This is a genomic window from Asaia prunellae JCM 25354 (assembly GCF_000613885.1).
Classification (GTDB): domain Bacteria; phylum Pseudomonadota; class Alphaproteobacteria; order Acetobacterales; family Acetobacteraceae; genus Asaia; species Asaia prunellae.
Genome location: NZ_BAJV01000005.1, coordinates 148546 through 168407, shown reverse-complemented (window position 1 = coordinate 168407; position 19862 = coordinate 148546). Strand labels below are relative to the sequence as shown.

Genomic DNA, 19862 nt, shown 5'->3' with positions numbered 1-19862 from the left:
AGATCAGGGCAGTTTAGCAGGTGCCGACGGCAAAGGCGGCGCGACAACCAGCCCCTGACTGCGCTGTACCAGTGTGCTGGGGCAAACGCCCAGCAGAATGGTGGCGCAAGCCAGAACCGTAATAAGCGCGGCGTTGACCGGTGTAGGCGCTGTTACCTCGGCATGGGTTTCGCGACCGGCCGGAGCGGGCGTCAGCATGATCAGGATCATACGCAGATAATAGAACAAGCCAATCGTGCTGCTCAGGATCAGAACAAGCAGAAGCAGCGTGTGATGTGCGGAAACACCTGCCGCCACGATATAGAATTTCGCAAAGAAACCCACAGCCGGTGGAATACCCGCAAGCGAAATCAGCATGACAGACATGGCCAGAGCAGCTGCAGGCTTGCGACGGAACAGACCATGCCATTCGCGGATATCCGTTCCCTGAGGCAGTACACCATTCATGATGGCGAACACCCCAAGAGTGGATATGGCATAGGCTGCCAGATAAAATGCCGCTGAAGCCACACCGAACGGACCGGGTGAGAGAAAAGCAACCAGCAGATAACCGACATGGGCGATCGACGAGCCCGCAAGCAAACGACGCAGATCGGTCTGCACGACTGCCAGCAGGTTACCCCCAACCATGCTGAGCACGGCCACGATCATGATCTCGTTCACCTGCGCACTGGGCAGATAGAGATTGACCGAGGAAAAATAGCGCAGCATGGCAGCAAACAGAGCGATTTTCGACGTTACGGCAACAAGGGCTGCCACTGGCACGGAAGTTCCTTCCAGTACGTCGGCGAGCCAGAGATGAAACGGTACAGCAGAAAGCTTGAAGAACATGCCGGTCAGGACAAGGATCACGCCCATGATGCCAATGATGGGTTCAGGCGCCTGTGTCAGATCCGGAGCAGCAAAACGCAGAGATCCCGTTTCCGCATAGATCAGGGCAAATCCGAAAACCATTGTGGCTGATGCTACACCGGATAGCAGCAGGTATTTCATCGCAGCTTCGCCGGCATCCAGACGCTTGTTCTGGAAGGCGATGAGACCAAGCAGGGCGAGACTGAGCGTCTCGAGACCAAGAAAGAATGAGACAAAATGCACGGCGCCAGTCATGGCGACACTGCCGAGCGCCGTCAGTGTCAGCAGCAGAAAATACTCGCTGTTGACGGTCGGATCGGCGCTGATCGCGCCATGGCGCGACATGAGAACAACGGCAAGAACCGAAAGAATGATCAGGGCGCCTGCAAATGAAGCCCAGGTATCAGGGGCGAAAAGCGGCATCGCCCCCGTCATGATCAGAACGGTTGGCATCATAATCGAGGCAAGCGCGGCCACGAGTACGATGACACACAGAATGGCGTCACGCGCCACATGACGCCGCCAGGAAATGGCGGCAAGCTGTACCAGGCATCCGAGACAGAGCACCAGCACAGCATTGGGGAGGAACGAGAAAGACATTACTGTGCCTGCTCCTGAGCGATGCTCACGACATGGGGGCTGGCCGGGACTGAAAGGTTCAGGACCGGCTGCGGATAGAGACCCAGCGCGAGAAGAAGAAGGGCTGCCACACCAAGCACGGCGATATGCGGCACTGAGGCTGCGCCAAGCGGAGCAACAGCATCGGTCTTTTTCGGACCATAGAATACGCGAAGCATCATGGTGAGCGAATAGACCGAAGACAGGACAAGCCCGGCAGCCGCGAAAAACGTCATGACATGGCTGACCCGCCAGGTGCCAAGCAGGACAAGGAACTCGCCAATAAAGTTCCCAAGTCCTGGCAGACCCAGCGACGCGGCTGCAAAAAACATGGCCAGCGCCGAGAACCGGGGCATGGCGGGCCATAGCCCCCCCATCTTCGACATGTCACGGGTCCCGAGGCGATCTTCGAGCAGGCCGGCAATGATGAACAGTGCCCCCGTGCTGAGACCATGGGCAACCATCTGGGCAATTGCACCCTCCATACCGATACGCGTACCCGAGAACACACCCAGAAGAATGAAGCCCAGATGACTGATAGACGAATAGGCAATCAGTCGCTTGATATCGTCCTGCGCCACAGCGAGCCAGGCACAATAAAGAATACCGACAACACCCATTGTCATAGCGAGGGGGGCAATATGCGCAGCGGCTCCCGGAAAGAGCATGACCACAAAGCGGATCAGACCATAACCACCTGTCTTGGCCAGCACACCCGAAAGCAGGATGCTGACTGCAGCGGGTGAGGAAGCATAGGTGTCAGGCAGCCAGGCATGGAATGGTACCATAGGCAGCTTTACTGCAAACGCGATGAAGAAACCCAGCATCAGGACCGGAGCGACCGGCGCAATCAGGGCCGTCTGCGACAGTGCAAAATAGTCGAAGGTAATCACGTTCGTGCGCTGCGCATTGACGATGACCAGCCCCAGAATGGCCAGAAGCATCAACAGGCCGCTGCCCTGCGTGAACAGGAAGAACTTCAGCACGGCACGCTGGCGACCGGCATCACCCCAGATCAGGATCAGCCGAAGAGCGGCAGCAGCATCAGCTCCCAGAAGAAGAAGAACAGGAACAGATCGGTCGCCATGAACACGCCATTGATTCCGGCCACAGTGGCCAGAAGCAGGCAGTGAAACAGTCCGGCGCGGTCTGTCACGTTACGCGAGCTCAGCAATGCGCAAGGCAGTGAGATCAGCGCATTGAGCCAGAGCATGACAAGGCTCAGCCCGTCGAGATCAAACCGCAGATTGATGCCGAGCATCGGCACCCAGGCCATCGAGAAATGGGCGAACCATCCCCCTGTTCCTGCGCCTGAACCAAGGCTGCTGATCGTAACCTGAGCAAGAAGAACGATCATCAGGACGAGGGTAATCAGTGATGATACCCAGGCAGCACGTGAAGCGCCACGCAGCCCGACCAGCCAGGCAGCGAGCCCCCCGATGAAGGGAATAAGAACGAGAGCGGGAAGTGCCAACATCATCATACCGCCAGACAAAGAGCTGCAACCGTTCCTGCTGCAATCCAGCCTGCATAACGACGCACCTGGCCGCTTTGCAGTTTCGCAACAGCCTGACCACTACCCTGTGTAAGGGCAGCAATCAGATCATAGAAACGATCGATGAAATCACGACGGTTCAGGTGAGCAAGCACCATGAACGGCCGCACGAAGACCCAGTCATACAGCGTATCGAAGCCCCAATCGGCGCGCAGCGTCGCAATCGCGGGGCTTTCGGCTGCCACCGGTGCTTCGCCTTTGGGGCGCCAAAGCGTCCAGGCGATAGTCACACCGGCAATCGGCACGAGTGAACCGAGAATGAGCAGGCTGGTATTATGCTCTTCAGGCAGGGCACCCAGAACCGGAGCCAGCAGGTTGGAGAAGATATGCACGTGTGCAATCGCATCCGGCATTTCCATCCAGCCGCCGCCGATGGCGAGGACCGACAAAATAGCCATTGGCAGCGCCATGGCCAGACCTGACTTGCCATGAGCATGGGTACGATGATCGCCCCAGAATACGATAAACACACAGCGGAAAATATAGATCGAGGTGAGGAAAGCACCAAACAGCGCCCCTGCCCAGAAGATCGGGCTGAGGTCATAGGCGCTGCCCAGAATAAGCTCTTTCGAGAAATACCCTGCTGTGATCAGCGGCAGACCCGCAAGAGCCGCCGAACCGGCAAGAAACGCGGCGAAGACCCAGGGCATATCCTTGCGCAGGCCACCCATCTTGAAGATGTCCTGCTCATGATGAACACGCAGGATGATTGAACCTGCTGCCATGAAGAGAAGCGCCTTGAAAAAGGCATGGGTCACCAGATGGAACATGGCCGCATGCCAGGCACCACAACCGAGCGCCAGATACATGTAACCAAGCTGACTCATGGTGGAATAGGCCAGAATGCGCTTGATATCGGTCTGAACCAGCGCGCTGCCTGCAGCGAGCAGAATGGTCACGAAGCCGACAATGGCGCAGGCCAGCATGGCCAGCGGCGTCAGAATGAACAATCCATGCAGGCGCGCCAGAAGATACACACCCGCCGTGACCATGGTCGCAGCATGGATCAGCGCCGAGACAGGCGTCGGGCCTGCCATGGCGTCAGGCAGCCAAGTCTGGAGCGGCACCTGCGCCGATTTGGCCATGGCGCCACCCAGAAGGAGGAACATGCCAAGCGTCAGGGTGCGCGGGGCGGCATGGGGCCCGACAGCCAGAAGTGTTGGAATATCCAGCGAGCCGACGGCGGTTGCCATCAGCAGCATGCCCAGCAGGAACAGCGCATCACCGACACGCGTGACCACAAAGGCCTTGCGCGCTGCGATGGCATTTGCCTGTTCACCATACCAGAAACCGATGAGGAGATAGGAGCACAGCCCCACGCCTTCCCATCCGATAAAGACGCCCAGCAGATCGGACGCCAGAACCAGCAGAAGCATGGAGGCGACGAAGAGCGTCATATAGGTAAAGAAGCGCGCGATATTCTCGTCGTCATACATATAGGCGCAGGCATAGACGAGAATGAGGAAGCCAACGCAGGAGACGACCAGCATCATGACCAGCGAAAGCCGGTCAAGCGTAAGGGCAATCTGGGCATTGAAGGAACCGACATTCATCCAGTTCCACAGCACGACGTGCAGCGAACCCAGGGAATCTGGTCCGGAAAGGAAGCTATAGGCGGATACCACTGCAAACAGGGCGCACAGCCCCATTCCCGCGCCAACGAGCAGCGTGGTAGCCCGTGCGGGCAGCTTGCCCCCGGTCAGCATCAGAATGATGGAGACCGCCAGGGGGCAGAGAATGACAAGCGGAAGAAGCGAAGCCACGAGACTAACCCCCCAGACGGTTGCCGGTATCGGCATCAAGCGTGGAGCGTCCGGCAGCATGCATGCGCAGGATGATGGCCAGACCGACTGCTGATTCCGCAGCAGCAAAGGCCACAACCATCATGAACATGACCTGGCCATCGGCCATATGCCATCGACTTCCCGCAGCGATGAATGCGAGGCACGCGGCATTGAGCATGATCTCGGTCGACATCAGCATGAAGAGCAGGTTGCGGCGCACAAGTACGCCCAACGCTCCGAGTGAAAAGAGTATAACGGCGACAATGAGCGCGCCATTCGGATCGGCAGCAGTCATATCAGGAATTCCCCCCAATCCGGCGGCCGATATGATAGGCGCTTACCAGCCCTGCAAGCAGCAGGAAGGAGGAAAGCTCGACGGTCAGGATATACGGGCCATAAAGCGTAAGGCCGACCGCCTTGGGGCCGATCACGGCACCGACCGTACCTACCGCCATGGTGTTGTGGTTCAGCCCGTAGACCAAAAGGCCCATCAGCAGGATCGAGATCACACTGGGGCCGATCCAGGCACCACCAGCGAACCAGCCTTTTTCACGAAGCTGGTCGGGCTGGCCGAGATTGATCATCATGACCACGAAAACGAACAGCACCATGATGGCACCGGCATAGACGATAATTTCCAGCATGGCGGCAAAAGGTGCACCAAGCTGTTCGAACATGCAGGCCAGAGCCAGAAGGGACACAACGAGATAAAGCAGGCCGTGCACCGGGATTGTGCGGGTAATTGCCAACGCGGTCGCGCCGATGGCAATCAACCCATAGAGTTCAAGCATGATATTCATGATCAGGGCATCAGTGCATGGATATCGATAGGCTTGGCTTCATTTTCGGCTTCACCTTTGTTCTTGCCCGGGATCTTGAGCCCCGACACATTATAGAAGCTGTAATCATGTACCTTGCCGGGTCCGCTGATCAGGAGGTCTTCCTTCTCGTAAACCAGGTTCTGGCGCACATATTCGCTCATCTCGAAATCCGGGGTGAGCTGAATGGCGTAGGTCGGGCAGGCCTCTTCACAGAAACCGCAGAAGATGCAGCGTGAAAAGTTGATCTGGAAGAACTCCGGATACCAGCGTCCTTCCTTTTCGCCCTTTTGCAGGCTGATGCAATCCACCGGACAGGCTGCCGCGCATAGATTACAGGCCACACAGCGCTCTTCGCCGCTGGGATCGCGGGTAAGAACGATACGACCGCGATAGCGGGGGGACAGGTACGGTTTGACGTCCGGGTACTGTACCGTTTCATTACGATGAAACATGTGCAGGAACGTCAACCATATAGTGCGGAGAATACCGAGCATGGCGCGCTCCCTCTCAGACGCCCGCGCGCAGCAGGATGACTGCGCCGGTGACCAGAATGTTAAGCAATGACAGCGGCAGCAGCACCTTCCAGCCGAAGGACATCAGCTGGTCGTAACGGGGGCGCGGCAGGGCTGCACGCAGAAGAATATAGAAGCAGATCAGCAGGAAGACCTTGATCGCAAACCACAGAAAGGGTGGCAGGAAAGGACCATGCCAGCCGCCGAGATAAAGCGTGGTGATCAGAGCCGAGCTCAGGGCAACGCCTGCATATTCCGCAAGATAGAACAGGCCGAACTTCATGCCCGAATATTCGGTATGGAAACCGGCGCCGATCTCGTTTTCGCCCTCGGGAAAGTCGAAAGGCAGACGATGCGTCTCGGCAATACCAGCCAGCAGGAAGATGACGGCCCCGAGACATTGCGGGATAATGAACCAGCAATTTGTCTGGGCTTCCACAATATCGCGAATGCTGAATGAGCCCGCAGCCATGACAACGCCCATGACCGACAAACCCATGAAAACCTCATAGGAGATCATCTGGGCGGCGGCACGCATGCCACCGAGCAGGGCATATTTGTTGTTGGACGACCAACCAGCGAGAACCACCGAATAGACACCAAGACCCAGCATGCCGAATACGAAGAGCAGGCCGACATTCAGCTCGCCAGCCACACCCCAGATAGGCGTGATCGGAACAACGCCAAAGCTGAGCAGAACAGCCAGAAACCCGATGATAGGGGCAATGAGAAAGACCCATTTGTCGGCAAAAGGCGGTATCCAGTCCTGCTTGAACAGCATCTTCATCGCATCGGCGATGATCTGGAAGAGACCGAAAGGTCCGACACGGTTAGGGCCCGGACGATCCTGGAAGACGCCAAGAAGGCGACGTTCCAGTGTTGTCGAAAGCGCAGCAACGCCGAGCACGCCAAAGACGGTCACGACGATGACAAGAATTGGCCACACTATGGGCATCATACCGCGCTCTCCGTTTCAACACGCTCGGCAGGCGCCGTCATTTCAAGCGACACCCAGCCCGGAGCGGACCAGGAGCGCGACACCATGTGGGGTGGGCAGGTGGCTACCCCTTCAGGCAGTGTCGGATCAGACACGGCATCAACCGTAAAGACCTCGCCATTCAGCGACAGACGCACCTGGCTGCCCTTGGCCACAGCACCGCCGATACGCACCACCGCGGGGGCGGCGCGATCAGCGATCGGCTGGGCCATCATGCTCATCTCATCCGTACCGAATACACGGGCTTCAGGCAGAAGCATGAACTGGCCGACGCGTGGTACAAAGGCAGAAGGTACATCCATGGCATAGGAAGCAGCCGCGTTAGCAACCCCCTCGACCAGACGCACGCCGCAGTCACCACCGCGCATCTTGCCACCGATCTCCTGCTGGAAACGGTTCAGGGACTGCTCGGAATTCCAGCCAGGCACCTGATAGAATGGTACGAGCGTACCCGGCATATCAGTGGAATACGAACCTTCCATGGTCGAGTGCAACGGAGTGTCCGGCGATGCGGGCGGCGGAATATCACGTACGCTGATATTGGCCCGGATAGCTGTGCGACCACTCACCCGGTGGGTCTGACTCCGCAGCGGCACGCCTTCAAGCGTGTAGTCCGAGGCAGGAGCAGCCTCGGGGATGCGTGCAAAGACCGGCATGATTGTCGCGATCTCGGCAATCAGGTCGTCCAGCTTGGCCCAGGGCTTTACATGGGATCGTCCGGCTGCCTGTGCCATGTCGGCGATCCACCGCCAGGCGGCCTGCAAGGGTGCATCAGGATAGACCACCTGGAAGAAACGCTGCGCGCGGCCTTCAGCACTGATCAGCGTACCATCTGTTTCAGTATAGGCAGCCGAAGGGAACGTCACCTGCGAGCGGATCGCGGTCGGAGTGACCGAATGATCCAGCACGACCAGATTGGCCGCATTGTCGATCAGCGTATTGAACCGCACGGTATCGAGACGGCGGCTCAGATCATTTTCAAGAACAATAAGCGTGGCATCTGCCGAGCGGGAGACGATCTCATCCAGAGAAAGCCCCCCCATGAGGGCCAGCCCCATGGAGTTTCCTTCAGGCAGCACAAAGCTGACGAGTGGCGTCTTGCCCTTGGCCGCAAGTGCGGATGCAATATTGGCGGTTGCCTGAAGCAGGGCTGCCGAAGCGTATTGCAGTCCGGAAACCAGAAGCGGCTTCTCGGCGGCGAGCAGGGCCTCTGCGATGCGTGAGGCAGAGGCAGTTTCTGCCTCTGTCAGGTCACTGGCATCGGGCGCAGAGGAATCAATGCGATGGGCAATGGCAAAGCCGAGACGGGCCGCGTTTTCGGGCATGGCGCGGATCGCATCCTGCGCGAACCCGTCCAGATCGGTGACAGTCGGGGAAACCACGAAGAGCGGCGAGACCGTATCCTGACCCAGCGTACGCACCGAAGCGTCCATCCAATGAGGGACACGAGCCTGATCAGCGGCCTTGTTGAAAGCCGTACGCTTGATCTGACGCAGGGCAAGGCTCATGCGCGGCGATGTCGCCGAGACGTCCTCACCAAGGATCAGCGCACCGTCAGAGGTTTCCATTTCATGCATGGTAGCAATACGTGCCGGACTTGAACCCAGCAGCGAGACCGCCAGCTTGACCAGACTATGCTCGGGCTCGGCCATGCCGGTCGAGAAATTCTCGGCGCCGACGAGCTTGCGTAGCGCATAGTTGGATTCGAGCGAGGCACGCGGCGAGCCGATACCGACGAGCTTGCCGGTCGCGGCAATCTTGCCGAAATGATCAAGTGCTGCCTGTGCCGGAACCGGCGTCATGTCCCCGTTGATCACATAGCCGGCCGAACGCAGACGCGTGGGAGCGTTGACCCAGCCATGCCCGAAACGCCCGCGGTCACACAGGAAATAGCGGTTCACTTCATCATTGTAACGGTTCAGCGTACGGCGGACCTTGCCTGCCCGTTCGTTGATGATGGTGTTGCACCCCGTTGCGCAATTCGAGCAGACGGACGGTGCACCCCGCATGTCCCATTTGCGGCTGTACATCTTCGAGAACGGCTTGTCGGTAAACACGCCTGTCGGGCAGACCTCGATCAGGTTACCAGAGTACGGGCTCTCGAGCGTGCCACTTTCGTGACGGCCGAAATAGACGTTGTTATGGGCCGAAAAAACACCCAGATCCTCGCCACCTGCATAATCACGATAGAAGCGCACGCAACGATAGCAGGAAATGCAGCGGTTCATCTCGTGCTTCACGAAAGGACCGAGTTCCTGGTTGTTATGGGTACGTTTGTCAAAGCGATAGCGACGCTCACGATGACCGGTCATGACGGTCATGTCCTGAAGATGGCATTCGCCGCCTTCTTCGCAGACCGGGCAGTCATGCGGATGATTTGTCATCAGCCACTCGACCACTTCGCCACGGAATTCCTTGGCTTCAGGGTCATCGACCGAGAAAATTGCGCCTTCGGTAACCGGTGTCATGCAGGCCATGACAATACGGCCACGCTTGTCATCAGCATTGGCATATTGCTTGACAGCACATTGGCGGCAGGCACCGACAGAGCCAAGCTCGGGATGCCAGCAGAAATAAGGCAGGTCTTTTCCTGCCTCGAGACAGGCCTGAAGAAGGTTCACGTCAGTGCGTGCTTCAACCTCGCGGCCGTCGATTACGATTTTTGCCATCGAGCCGTTCCTCCTACGCCGCCTGCCCTGCGGCACCGCTTTCCACGGTACCGGGGGTGGACTTGCTAACCATTCGCTGGAAATCCTCGGCGAACATCTTCAGACCGCTGGCCAGAGGCGCGATCGCACCGGGGGCATGAGCGCAGAACGTGCGCCCCATCGGGCCGATCAGACGGGCAGCGTCATGGAGGCGTTCGATATCCTCCGGCGTGCCACGCCCTTCTTCAATGGCGATCAGAAGACGCTCAACCCAGGGCAGGCCGTCACGACAGGGCGTGCACCAGCCGCAGGATTCCTGCGCAAAGAAATGCTCGAGATTGCGGATCATCCCGATCGGACTGGTCTTGTCATCAAGCAGAATAGCCAGACCTGTGCCAAGGCGACTGCCTGCCTTTTCCGGCGTCGGGTAGTCCATGATGATATCGGCGTGTTCAGCACCGAGAAACGCTGTTGAGGCGCCACCGGGCAGGAATGCACGGAGCTTGTAACCATCCTGCATGCCGCCTGCGCATTCATTGAGGATGACACCAAGCGACGTGCCCAGAGGCAGTTCGAACACACCGGGGCGCTTGGCGCGACCGCTGACACCGTAGAGCTTGGTACCGCCATCGACACAGGCGCTGAGGCCCAGGTACCATTCCGTGCCATTGGCCAGAATATGCGGGATATTGCTGAAGGTCTCGATGTTGTTCACGACCGTCGGCGCGCCCCACAGGCCACCGATCTGCGGGAAAGGCGGCTTGGCGCGGGGATTGGCGCGACGACCTTCAAGCGCTGTGATCAGAGCCGTTTCTTCACCGCAGATATAACGACCGGCGGAGGGATGGACATGCAGATCAAAATCAAAGCCAGAACCAAGAATGTTCTCGCCCAGGAATCCGGCCTCACGCGCTGGATGACCGCCTGCTGAAGACGCTCCAGACCCAGATGATATTCACCACGCAGGAAGATGATTCCGTGCCGTGCCTGGATGGCATAGGCCGAGATAATCATGCCCTCGATAAGCTGAAGCGGGTTGCCCTCGACAAGGATACGATCCTTGAAGGTGCCTGGCTCCATTTCATCACCATTGGCGACGATATATTTGAGTCGGTCCTTCGAGGATTCCTTGGGGACGAAGCTCCATTTCATGCCGGTGCTGAAACCGGCACCGCCGCGACCGCGCAGCTTGGAGTCCGTCACTTCAGTGATGATCTCGGCGGGGCTCATGCCCAGGGCACGACGCAGACCGCGCCAGCCGCCCTTCTTGTCATAACCTGCCGGGTCAAGCGGCGTCTCGCGATTGACAAGCGCCAGAAGCGGCTGCTTTTCGGGATTCAGACCTGTCATCACTTCTTCCTCGCCCGAATTTCATCAATGATGCCGTCAATGTCTTCCGGACGAACGGGACCAAACAGATCCCTGCCGATCAGCATCGCCGGGGCGTGATCGCAGTGACCAAGGCAGACGATCGGCAGTACGGTGAATTCACCATCCGGCGTCGTTTCGCCCATTTTCACGCCCAGCTTCTTGCACAGGCGTTCGCGTGTCTGTTCAGCCCCCATGATGTAGCAGGAAACGGAGTCACAGAGCATGACCACGTTCTTGCCGACAGGCTTGCGGAACAGAAGATTGAAAAAAGTGGCAATCCCGTCCAGATCGGCCTGGGACATGCCCAGAACCCGCGCCGTATGAGCAAGATGCGCGTCGTTGATCCAGCCGAAACGCTCCTGCACCAGACGCAGCGCTTCGATGGCAGCACCACGGGATGATGCTCGTGAGCGGCCATGTCGATGAACGTATCGACGAGATCCTGTGGGAGTTCGGCGTCCTGCGCCGTAAGTTCAGCGGTCGACATCGGCCATCACAAAATCGATGCTTCCGATAATGGCGATCAGATCGGCAATCATGGTGCCGCGTGACAGCATCGGAAGCTGTTGCAGATGAATAAACGAAGGGGTGCGGATACGCGTCCGGTAGGACATCGTGCCACCATCGCTCACGAGGTAATACTGGTTCAGCCCCTTGGTCGCCTCGATGCAGGAACGCACTTCGCCCTGCGGAATGACCGGCCCCCAGCTGACGCCCACGAAGTGATGGATGAGCGTCTCGATGTCATGCATCGTACGTGGCTTCGGCGGCGGCATGGCCAGCGGATGCTCGGCCTTGTAGGCCCCGCCCGGCATGTTATCGAGACAGTAGCGGATGATACGCAGGCTCTGGCGGATCTCTTCGATATGCACCGCAGCGCGGTCATAGCAATCGCCATTGACGGCGGTCGGGATGTCGAAATCGATCTGGTCATAGCCCGAATAGGGTGCCTTGCGACGATAATCCCACTCCAGACCCGTGGCACGCAGCCCCGGCCCGGTTACGCCCCAGTCCACCGCTTCTTCGGTGTTGTAAACGCCAACGCCCTTGGTACGGGCCTTGAAAATCGGGTTCTTCATGACGAGTTCGTTGTACTCGTCCAGACGCTTGGGCAGATAATCGAGGAAGGCTCGAACCTCGCCATCCCAGCCCTGCGGCAGATCCATCGCCACGCCACCGATGCGGAAGAAGGCCGGATGCATGCGGAAGCCGCAGATCTTTTCGATGATCTCGAAACGCGCTCGCGGTCGGTGAAGATGTAGAAGACCGGCGAGAGCTGACCCAGATCCTGCACCATGGTTCCGTAGAACACGAGATGGCTGGAGATACGGAAGAACTCGGCCAGCATGATGCGAATAAGCTGCGCGCGCGGCGGTACGGTGATACCCGCCAGCTTCTCGACACCCATCACATAAGGGAAGTTGTTCATCACCCCGCCGACATAATCGATACGGTCGGTATAGGGGATGTAGCTGTGCCAGGTCTGGCGCTCGGCCATTTTCTCGGCACCGCGATGATGGAAGCCGATATCGGGCACAGCATCGACGATGAATTCACCCTCAAGCTGCAGCACGACGCGGAACACGCCGTGAACCGAAGGATGGTTCGGACCGAGATTGAGGAACATGAAGTCACTGTTGTCGGAATGACGCTTCATGCCCCAGGATTCGGGGTCGAATTTCAGGGCTTCCTGCTCGTGGAAAACCTGATCTTCTGAAAGGGTATAAGGCGGGCGTTCGGTCGCGCGGGCGTAGTGATCCTTGCGCAGCGGATGACCGACCCAGGTGGGCGGGGTCAGAATGCGCGAGAGATGCGGATGCCCCTCGAACACGACACCGAACAGATCCCAGGCTTCACGCTCCAGCCAGTTTGCATTCGGCCAGATATCGGAGATGGTACCAATATTCGGATCATCAACCGAGAGCGGCACCTTGAAGCGCACTTCGTCTATCGGGCCATTGAACGACTGGATATGATAGACAACCGTGAAGTCCGACGCAGGCAGGCCATCGCGATGAATGCGCTGGCGCTCGTCCACGCAGGTCAGATCGAGCAGCATACGCAGCGTGCCACCTGACTTCACCGCCTGCAGTACGGCGCGGATCTGTCCACGCGATACCCAGAAGGTCGGCACACCATCGCGCGTCGACTCTTCCATGATGATCATATGCGGGGGGAAGGCAGCGACAGCTGCACCCATGACGCCGGAACGGGTTTTTTCGAAAACTTCGCTCATTGCTGTCTGCTCCTCAGATCGTGTCCGGGGTGCGCAGCTTGGTGACCGCCATACGTTCTTCACGCTTGAGGTCGCGCATACTGGCCGGAGTAACCTTGGTCACACCCTGATCACCCACCATCCAGCTGAGCGGACGGCGCTGCTTGCCGATAGAGTCCTGCAGCAGCATCAGTCCTTCGAGCAATGCATCGGGGCGCGGGGGACAACCAGGCACATACACATCAACAGGAAGGAAGCTGTCGACGCCCTGAACGACACTGTAGATGTCATACATACCGCCCGAATTGGCACAGGATCCCATGGAAATGACCCAGCGCGGCTCAAGCATCTGGTCGTAAAGATACTTCACGATAGGCGCCATCTTGCGAAATACCGTACCGGCAATCACGATCAGATCGGCTTCACGCGGGGTGGCACGCAGCACTTCGGAACCGAAGCGGGCAATATCATAGCGACTGGTAAAAGCTGTCGCCATTTCAACGTAACAGCAGGACAGACCGAAATTGAATGGCCAGACCGAGTTCTTCTGCCCCCAGGAAATGAAGTCCTGCAATTTACCAACCACAAGATTACGACGCACATCCTCATGTGCCAGCAATTCTTCAGGTGATTGCAGACGAGGCTCGCCGACGGCGGAGGTAAGAGTCCAAGTCATCGTTATACGACCTCGCGCGTGGGGATTTTGACAAGTTCAACAGGGGAATTGGGCGGCACCTTGACCGGCATGCGGCGGTGCTCGGGACCCCATTCGAGGGCGCCGCTGCGCCAGAGATAGATGAGAGCCAAGGTCAGAAAGACAACAAAGGTCACGACCGTGATGAAGGCGGCCCAGCCAGCCTCGACCACAACGGATGCCCATGAGTAGATGAACACGCTCTCAACGTCGAAAATCACGAAAAACACGGCCAGCAGATAGTACTGTACCGGAAGACGGATACGCGCCGAACCTGTGGAGAGAATTCCTGACTCGTAGGGGATGCTCATGGAGCGCCCGCGCGCGGCACCCACACGACGAGGCCCAAGAGCAGCAGAAAGCGCCACCACGATGCAGAGGAAAACGACCGTAAAGGCCACATAGATCGCTAAAGCATGATCTGCGAGAAACTGAGACACTGGCGCAACCACCTATTCCCGACGGGACCAGTGGCTTAAGCACCTCCTAGACGACAAACACCCAGGATGAACTAAAAAGCCAATGGTCGAGAGGTTTTTTCTGCGCCACTGCCTAGCATCACATCAAGTCCCTGCCTATCACCTGAACGAGAATACACGGAGCCGTGATCAAACAGGTATTGATATAGTCCTCTTTTTGTTGATATTAATTATCAACTTCTGTGCCAACTTTCGGAGATTGTTAGCACATAAGTTGATACTGATTCTCAACTAGGTCGTTTATCCGGATATATTACCTGATTGAGATACTGACCTGCCCTGATAAGGGCCAGATGCGTAAAGGCCTGCGGGAAGTTGCCCAGATGCTCCCCGGCCGGCCCGATTTCTTCCGAAAACAATCCGACATGGTTGGCATAGGAAAGCGTCTTGTCGAACAGAAAGCGCGCCATCCGCAGATCGCCGGAACGAGCGAGACACTCGATGTACCAGAAGGAGCACATGGTAAATGTCCCTTCGCGCCCCTCCAGCCCATCTTCATTATCGCCTTCTGCAACACGATATCTGAAGACATGACTGTCATCGAGCAGCTGCTCGCCGACAGCGCGCAGGGTTGACGCCCATCTCGGGTCATGGTCACCGATAAACCCCATGAGCGGCATCAGCAGGCAGGAAGCATCGATGGCCGTCCCGCCCTTGTACTGAACAAAATACTGCAGTTCCTCATTCCAGAAATTATTCTGTATATCCATGTATATGGCATTGCGTTCACGTATCCATATAGCGATCCGCGCCGGGAATCCACGTTCGTCAGAAAGACGTATGGCACGATCGAGTGCAACCCAGCACATGAGGCGTGAGAACAGGAAATGTTTTTTCCCGCCCCTTACTTCCCATATACTTTCATCCGGCTGATTCCAGTTGACACAAAGCCAGTCTATACCCTCGGCAACAGCTTCCCATGCCTTCCAGCTTAACCGCTCGCAGTGACGATCAGCATGGTAGACCGCGTCCATCATCTCGCCGATAATATCAAGCTGAAGCTGATCTTCCGCCCCATTGCCGATACGCACCGGACGCGAGTCTCTGAATCCCCTGAAATGGGTGAGATCGGTTTCGGGGACAAACGCCTTGCCATCAATCGCATACATTACCTTGAGGCGCGCCTCCCCTGGGCGCGCTTCGAGACGACGCTCATGCAGCCATCGTATGAAAGCAGTGGCCTCTTCGGTATGCCCGGTCTTCATGAACGCATAGACCATGAATGACGAGTCGCGTATCCAGCAATAGCGATAATCCCAGTTTCTCACGCCTCCAGGGTCTTCAGGCAGACCAAAGGTCGCAGCCGCCACCATCGATCCATGCTCTGCCGAGGTGAGAAGTTTGAGTGCCAGGGTCGACCGCGTGATCTGATCATGCCAGCGCCCATGGTAGCTGGCACGGGCTACCCAATCGATCCAGTAATTGGCTGTCGCTTGAACGCAGTCGAAGTCCAGTGATCCTCGAGGCACAGATTCAGATCCGTTGTCAGACTATCGAGCATGAATGTTGCTGTCTCATTGAGCTGCAACACAAACTCGGCACAGGCATCACCATCAACCACAGTCATCGGGATGGTTGAGCTGATCCGCAGTAGGCAGATCGTCACGCATGGGTTCGAACAGGATAACCCTGTCGTTCAGAACACGTGCCTTGTGACCTACACGGGCATAGTCGAAGCGTGGCGCACAATGCAGCCGGAAGCTGAGAGTACCCCGTATCGCCTTTACGCGCCTGATGACACGTTGCTCGGGATATTCCGGGGCCAGTGTCATGAAATCGGAGATTTCGCTTACCCCTTCGGGCGACAATACGCGGGTCAGAAGAACATTCGTATCCGGCACATAGAACTGCCTGAAACGTCCACCTTCCAGAACCGGTGCCAGCTCGAAAAATCCTGCACTTGGCTCCAGAAGAGACGCAAAGACACTCGGAGAGTCAAACCGTGGCCAGCACATGAAATCAATCGAACCATTAAGCGCCACCAGAGCCGTCGTGCGCAAATCGCCGATCACGGCATGATTTTCAATTGCCATACTCATTATCAGTTCTTTCGACCCAGCCCCTGTATGAGAGACTTGTTTCTGGAAACCAGCGCGTCATAGTTCTGATTACCAGTTCTTGAGGAATGTATTGTTGTGGCGCTCATCCGACAGGCAACCAGCTGCGCCCATCCCGTGCAAGGAGGGAAGCTGCTTCATCCGGACCTTCCGAACCCGCCCGGTAAAAGGCCGGGGCTCCCGGTCTCACGATCGCATCGATCGCCGTCCAGGCCGCTTCTATGGTCGCTGCGCTCTGGAACAACATCTGATTGCCACTCATGCAATCATATAGCAGAGCCTCATAACCGACATTCGGAGCTTTCCGGAAGAAGTCGTCATACAGAAACCGGCTGCTCACAGGTGCAATTACCTCTTCAAGACCGGGTTGCTTGGCGTCGAAGTTGATCGACACGCCGCGCACCGGGTCGAGCAGAAAGCGAATGACATTGCCATTACGTGGATCGTCCATATCCTGATTGAACAGGGCATAAGGTGGCTTTTTAAAGACAACATTGATTTCGGTACGTCTGCCCGACATGCGCTTGCCGGTACGAAGATAGAAAGGCACACCACCCCACCGCCAGTTATCGACGAAAAGCTTCATGGCGACGAAGGTTTCGGTCTGGCTGTCAGGCGCAACGCCCGACTCATCATGATAGGCAGGAACTGTCGCACCTTCTATTTCTCCGGCACCATATTGTCCCCGTACATAATCCTCTTCGCCTATGGGGCGTATGGCCTGCAACAGACGGGTCTTCTCCTGACGCACTGCTTCTGCCGAAAGCGATGAAGGCGGTTCCATGGCAATAAGACTGAGCAATACGAAAAGATGATTGGGCACCATGTCACGCAACGCGCCGGTATGTTCGTAAAACGCGCCACGCTGTTCGACGCCGATCGTTTCGGCAGCCGTGATCTGCACATGATCTATATATTCGCGCCGCCAGATGGGCTCGAACAATACATTTGAAAAACGGGCGATCATGATGCCCTGATTGGCTTCCTTACCCAGAAAATGATCGATCCGGTAAATCTGGCTCTCCTGCGCCTGAGCGCGCAGAACGTCATCCAGCTCACGCGCCGAGGCGAGGTCATGACCGAAAGGCTTCTCGATGATCAGGCGCCTGTAACCACGATCTTCCCTGAGAAGGCCATTCTTTCCGAGCGATGCTGCGATACCGGCAAAAAACCGGGCCGCAACGGCGAAATAGAAGATGACATTGTCCCCACCCAGCAGCTTTTGCAGCGTGGCATAGACATCATCCTGCGTGAAATCGCCCGAGAGATAACGGGCATTGGCTGTTACCTTGTCCCAGACCGCGCGATCGAGATGAGGACAGGAGAACTCGGCAGAAGGATCTTTTGCATCCTGCTCGGCAAGAGAGAAAAGACGTGCAGCCCAGCCCTGGCCGGTCTGCTCCGCACGATCGACAGCAATGATCTGAAAATCGGCAGGCAACGAGCCAGCAACAGCAAGATCATAAAGCGAGGGCAGAAGCAGACGGCGGGTCAGATCACCGCCTGCGCCAAAAATGACAAGTTTGCAGGGCGGTGGCTCAGCCGATTTTCCGAAAACATTGCCAGGCTTGTCAGTGGTGATCGACATGATGCTCCTCCCTCTTGCTCGATGAGCAAGAAAGAAAAGCCTATCAGGCCGGATAGATCATCCTATTATTTCCGGAAATTCAAACAATCACGTGATCAGGCATGACGAGGACTATCGCCACCAAGCTGCCTGATTGTCGAATCTTCCGGTTTGTCTTGTGGAAATTGTGTCTCCCAGCCGCCGCCAAGCGCATTGTACAGATGGGCCAGATTGCTCGCGATAGTCGTCGTACTATCAGCGAGTTGAAGCTGAGCCGAAAGCAGATCGCGCTGCGCTGAGAGAACATTCAGATAAGTTGTCAGGCCGCTGCGATACTGCTCCTGAGCCAGATGCAAGGCACGTTGACCCGCATCCACTGCAGCTTGCAGACCGTCACGCCGACGCTGCTCGTCACGATAGGCAATCAGGGCATTATCCACGTCACGCCAGGCCGTCAGCACCGTCTGACGATAGGTGATGGCTGCCGCCTTCTGGGCATAACGATTGAGCATCAACTGACCGCGAAGACGTCCCCCCTGAAAGATCGGCAACGAGATGGACGGACCAATGTTCCACGCCCTTGCATTCCAGAATCCGAGATCACGGAAAGAGAGCGACTGGAGGCCAAAATCGGCATTGAGTGTGATCTTGGGATAGAATTCGGCCTCTGCCTCGGCGACATTGGCTACAGCGGCATGAAGCTGTGCCTCAGCCTGCCGAATATCGGGGCGACGCTGGGCAAGTTCAGAGGGCACACCAACCGGCACACGCGGCGGCACAACCGGAATACCGGCCGTGCGTGTCAGCTCGTCATTGAGCGTTCCCGGAGGCGATCCCAGAAGCAGGCTGATGGCGTTGATCTGCTGCTCGACACGCTGCTCGATCTGGGCAATTTGCGCCGTGGTCGAATCCAGCTGACTCTCGGCACTTGTCACGTCGAGCTCGGTCACGAGACCGGTCTTCTGACGCTCCCTGCCAATGACAGCGTCTGGGCCTGGGTGTCACGATTGGCTCTTGTGATACGCAACTGCTCCTGGAGCCCGCGCAGGGTCAGGTAGTCATTGGCCATATCGGCCTGCTGGGCGATCAGAATACCACGACGCTCTTCATCTGTGGCCTGAAGATCCGCCTTGGCCGCTTCGTATTGCCGGGCCACACGGCCCCAGAGATCAACCTCGTACTGGGCGTCGATCGAATATTTCCACTGATTCAATAGCGGGACGGTTGCATCGCCGACGCTCTGATCAAGCAGCGTGGCACGCTCCTGCCCAAGGGCCGTTGCATTGTTCTTGGCCACGCCGGAAAGAATGCGCTGGAGCGATTTGGTACTGTATTGCGAGCGGGTATACGATCCGCTGGCCGAAAGTCCCGGAAAACGCTCGGCACCAGCCATCATCAGCTGGGCGCGGCTCTGGGCCAGCTGGGCAGTGGCGCGCTGGATATCGAGATTCTGTGAGGCGAGTCTGGTCTCGAGCGAAGTCAGGGTCGGATCATTGAAGATCTTCCACCAGCTCGGATCAGGAGCGTCCGTCGTTGTCTGGCTACCAGCCTGTCTTGAGCGCGCATGCATATCGTACTGGCTTGGTGACCACAGATCAGGCTTGTGATATTTGGGCCCGACACAGCCCGGCAGGGAAAGAACCACGGCAAGCGAGGCGCCGCCCAGCATCAGCGCGCGCGGGGAACGGCCTG

Annotated in this window: 15 protein-coding genes and 3 pseudogenes; all 18 read right to left on the bottom strand. The window is 57.4% G+C overall.

Features of this window, described 5'->3' with window-relative positions; all coding sequences use genetic code 11:
• Positions 1-3: 3 nt before the first annotated feature.
• Complete coding sequence (locus JCM25354_RS05800; RefSeq protein ID WP_025885316.1) at positions 4-1452, bottom strand: NADH-quinone oxidoreductase subunit N; 1449 nt, start codon at positions 1450-1452, stop codon at positions 4-6.
• Entirely contained in the window at positions 1452-2486 is a 1035-nt protein-coding gene (locus JCM25354_RS17010; protein ID WP_369345734.1) for a complex I subunit 4 family protein, read from the bottom strand. Before JCM25354_RS17010 ends, JCM25354_RS05800 begins: the two co-directional genes overlap by 1 nt.
• A gap of 5 nt (positions 2487-2491) precedes the next feature.
• A complete protein-coding gene (locus JCM25354_RS23350; protein ID WP_369345732.1) occupies positions 2492-2965 on the bottom strand; it encodes a hypothetical protein in 474 nt (157 codons plus the stop codon).
• Entirely contained in the window at positions 2950-4788 is a 1839-nt protein-coding gene (nuoL, locus tag JCM25354_RS05790) for an NADH-quinone oxidoreductase subunit L (RefSeq protein ID WP_025885315.1), read from the bottom strand. Before nuoL ends, JCM25354_RS23350 begins: the two co-directional genes overlap by 16 nt.
• A gap of 4 nt (positions 4789-4792) precedes the next feature.
• On the bottom strand, positions 4793-5104 hold the full coding sequence (nuoK, locus tag JCM25354_RS05785; protein WP_025885314.1) for an NADH-quinone oxidoreductase subunit NuoK: 312 nt from the start codon (positions 5102-5104) through the stop codon (positions 4793-4795).
• Position 5105: 1 nt separating this feature from the next.
• Positions 5106-5609: an NADH-quinone oxidoreductase subunit J gene (nuoJ, locus tag JCM25354_RS05780; RefSeq protein WP_025885313.1), complete on the bottom strand. Its 504-nt coding sequence runs from the start codon at positions 5607-5609 to the stop codon at positions 5106-5108.
• A gap of 2 nt (positions 5610-5611) precedes the next feature.
• A complete protein-coding gene (gene nuoI, locus JCM25354_RS05775; RefSeq protein WP_025840347.1) occupies positions 5612-6124 on the bottom strand; it encodes an NADH-quinone oxidoreductase subunit NuoI in 513 nt (170 codons plus the stop codon).
• A 13-nt stretch (positions 6125-6137) separates the two neighbouring features.
• Positions 6138-7100: an NADH-quinone oxidoreductase subunit NuoH gene (nuoH, locus tag JCM25354_RS05770; protein ID WP_035446830.1), complete on the bottom strand. Its 963-nt coding sequence runs from the start codon at positions 7098-7100 to the stop codon at positions 6138-6140.
• Positions 7097-9808, bottom strand: coding sequence for an NADH-quinone oxidoreductase subunit NuoG (gene nuoG / locus JCM25354_RS05765; RefSeq protein WP_025885311.1), 2712 nt, complete (start codon positions 9806-9808; stop codon positions 7097-7099). Before nuoG ends, nuoH begins: the two co-directional genes overlap by 4 nt.
• Before the next feature lie 13 nt (positions 9809-9821).
• A pseudogene (locus JCM25354_RS17005) lies at positions 9822-11137 on the bottom strand (complex I 51 kDa subunit family protein).
• Entirely contained in the window at positions 11137-11526 is a 390-nt protein-coding gene (gene nuoE / locus JCM25354_RS05755) for an NADH-quinone oxidoreductase subunit NuoE (RefSeq protein WP_243443931.1), read from the bottom strand. Before nuoE ends, JCM25354_RS17005 begins: the two are co-directional and overlap by 1 nt.
• 105 nt (positions 11527-11631) lie before the next feature.
• Positions 11632-13310 (bottom strand): annotated as a pseudogene (gene nuoC / locus JCM25354_RS17000) (NADH-quinone oxidoreductase subunit C/D); the annotation flags it as partial.
• 97 nt (positions 13311-13407) lie between these two features.
• Positions 13408-14049, bottom strand: coding sequence for an NADH-quinone oxidoreductase subunit B (locus tag JCM25354_RS05745; RefSeq protein ID WP_023979422.1), 642 nt, complete (start codon positions 14047-14049; stop codon positions 13408-13410).
• 2 nt (positions 14050-14051) lie between these two features.
• Positions 14052-14507 (bottom strand): NADH-quinone oxidoreductase subunit A, encoded by a 456-nt coding sequence (locus JCM25354_RS05740; RefSeq protein WP_025885309.1) that lies wholly within the window; start codon positions 14505-14507, stop codon positions 14052-14054.
• 266 nt (positions 14508-14773) lie between these two features.
• Positions 14774-16015 carry a glycoside hydrolase family 15 protein gene (locus JCM25354_RS16995; RefSeq protein WP_199899914.1) on the bottom strand — a complete coding sequence of 414 codons (1242 nt, stop codon included), beginning with the start codon at positions 16013-16015 and terminating at the stop codon, positions 14774-14776.
• Positions 16016-16099: 84 nt separating this feature from the next.
• Positions 16100-16585: a trehalase-like domain-containing protein gene (locus tag JCM25354_RS21620; protein WP_199899913.1), complete on the bottom strand. Its 486-nt coding sequence runs from the start codon at positions 16583-16585 to the stop codon at positions 16100-16102.
• A gap of 103 nt (positions 16586-16688) precedes the next feature.
• Positions 16689-18191 carry a glucose-6-phosphate dehydrogenase gene (zwf, locus tag JCM25354_RS05725; RefSeq protein WP_025885307.1) on the bottom strand — a complete coding sequence of 501 codons (1503 nt, stop codon included), beginning with the start codon at positions 18189-18191 and terminating at the stop codon, positions 16689-16691.
• A 95-nt stretch (positions 18192-18286) separates the two neighbouring features.
• A pseudogene (locus JCM25354_RS16990) lies at positions 18287-19839 on the bottom strand (efflux transporter outer membrane subunit).
• Between the last annotated feature and the right edge of the window lie 23 nt (positions 19840-19862).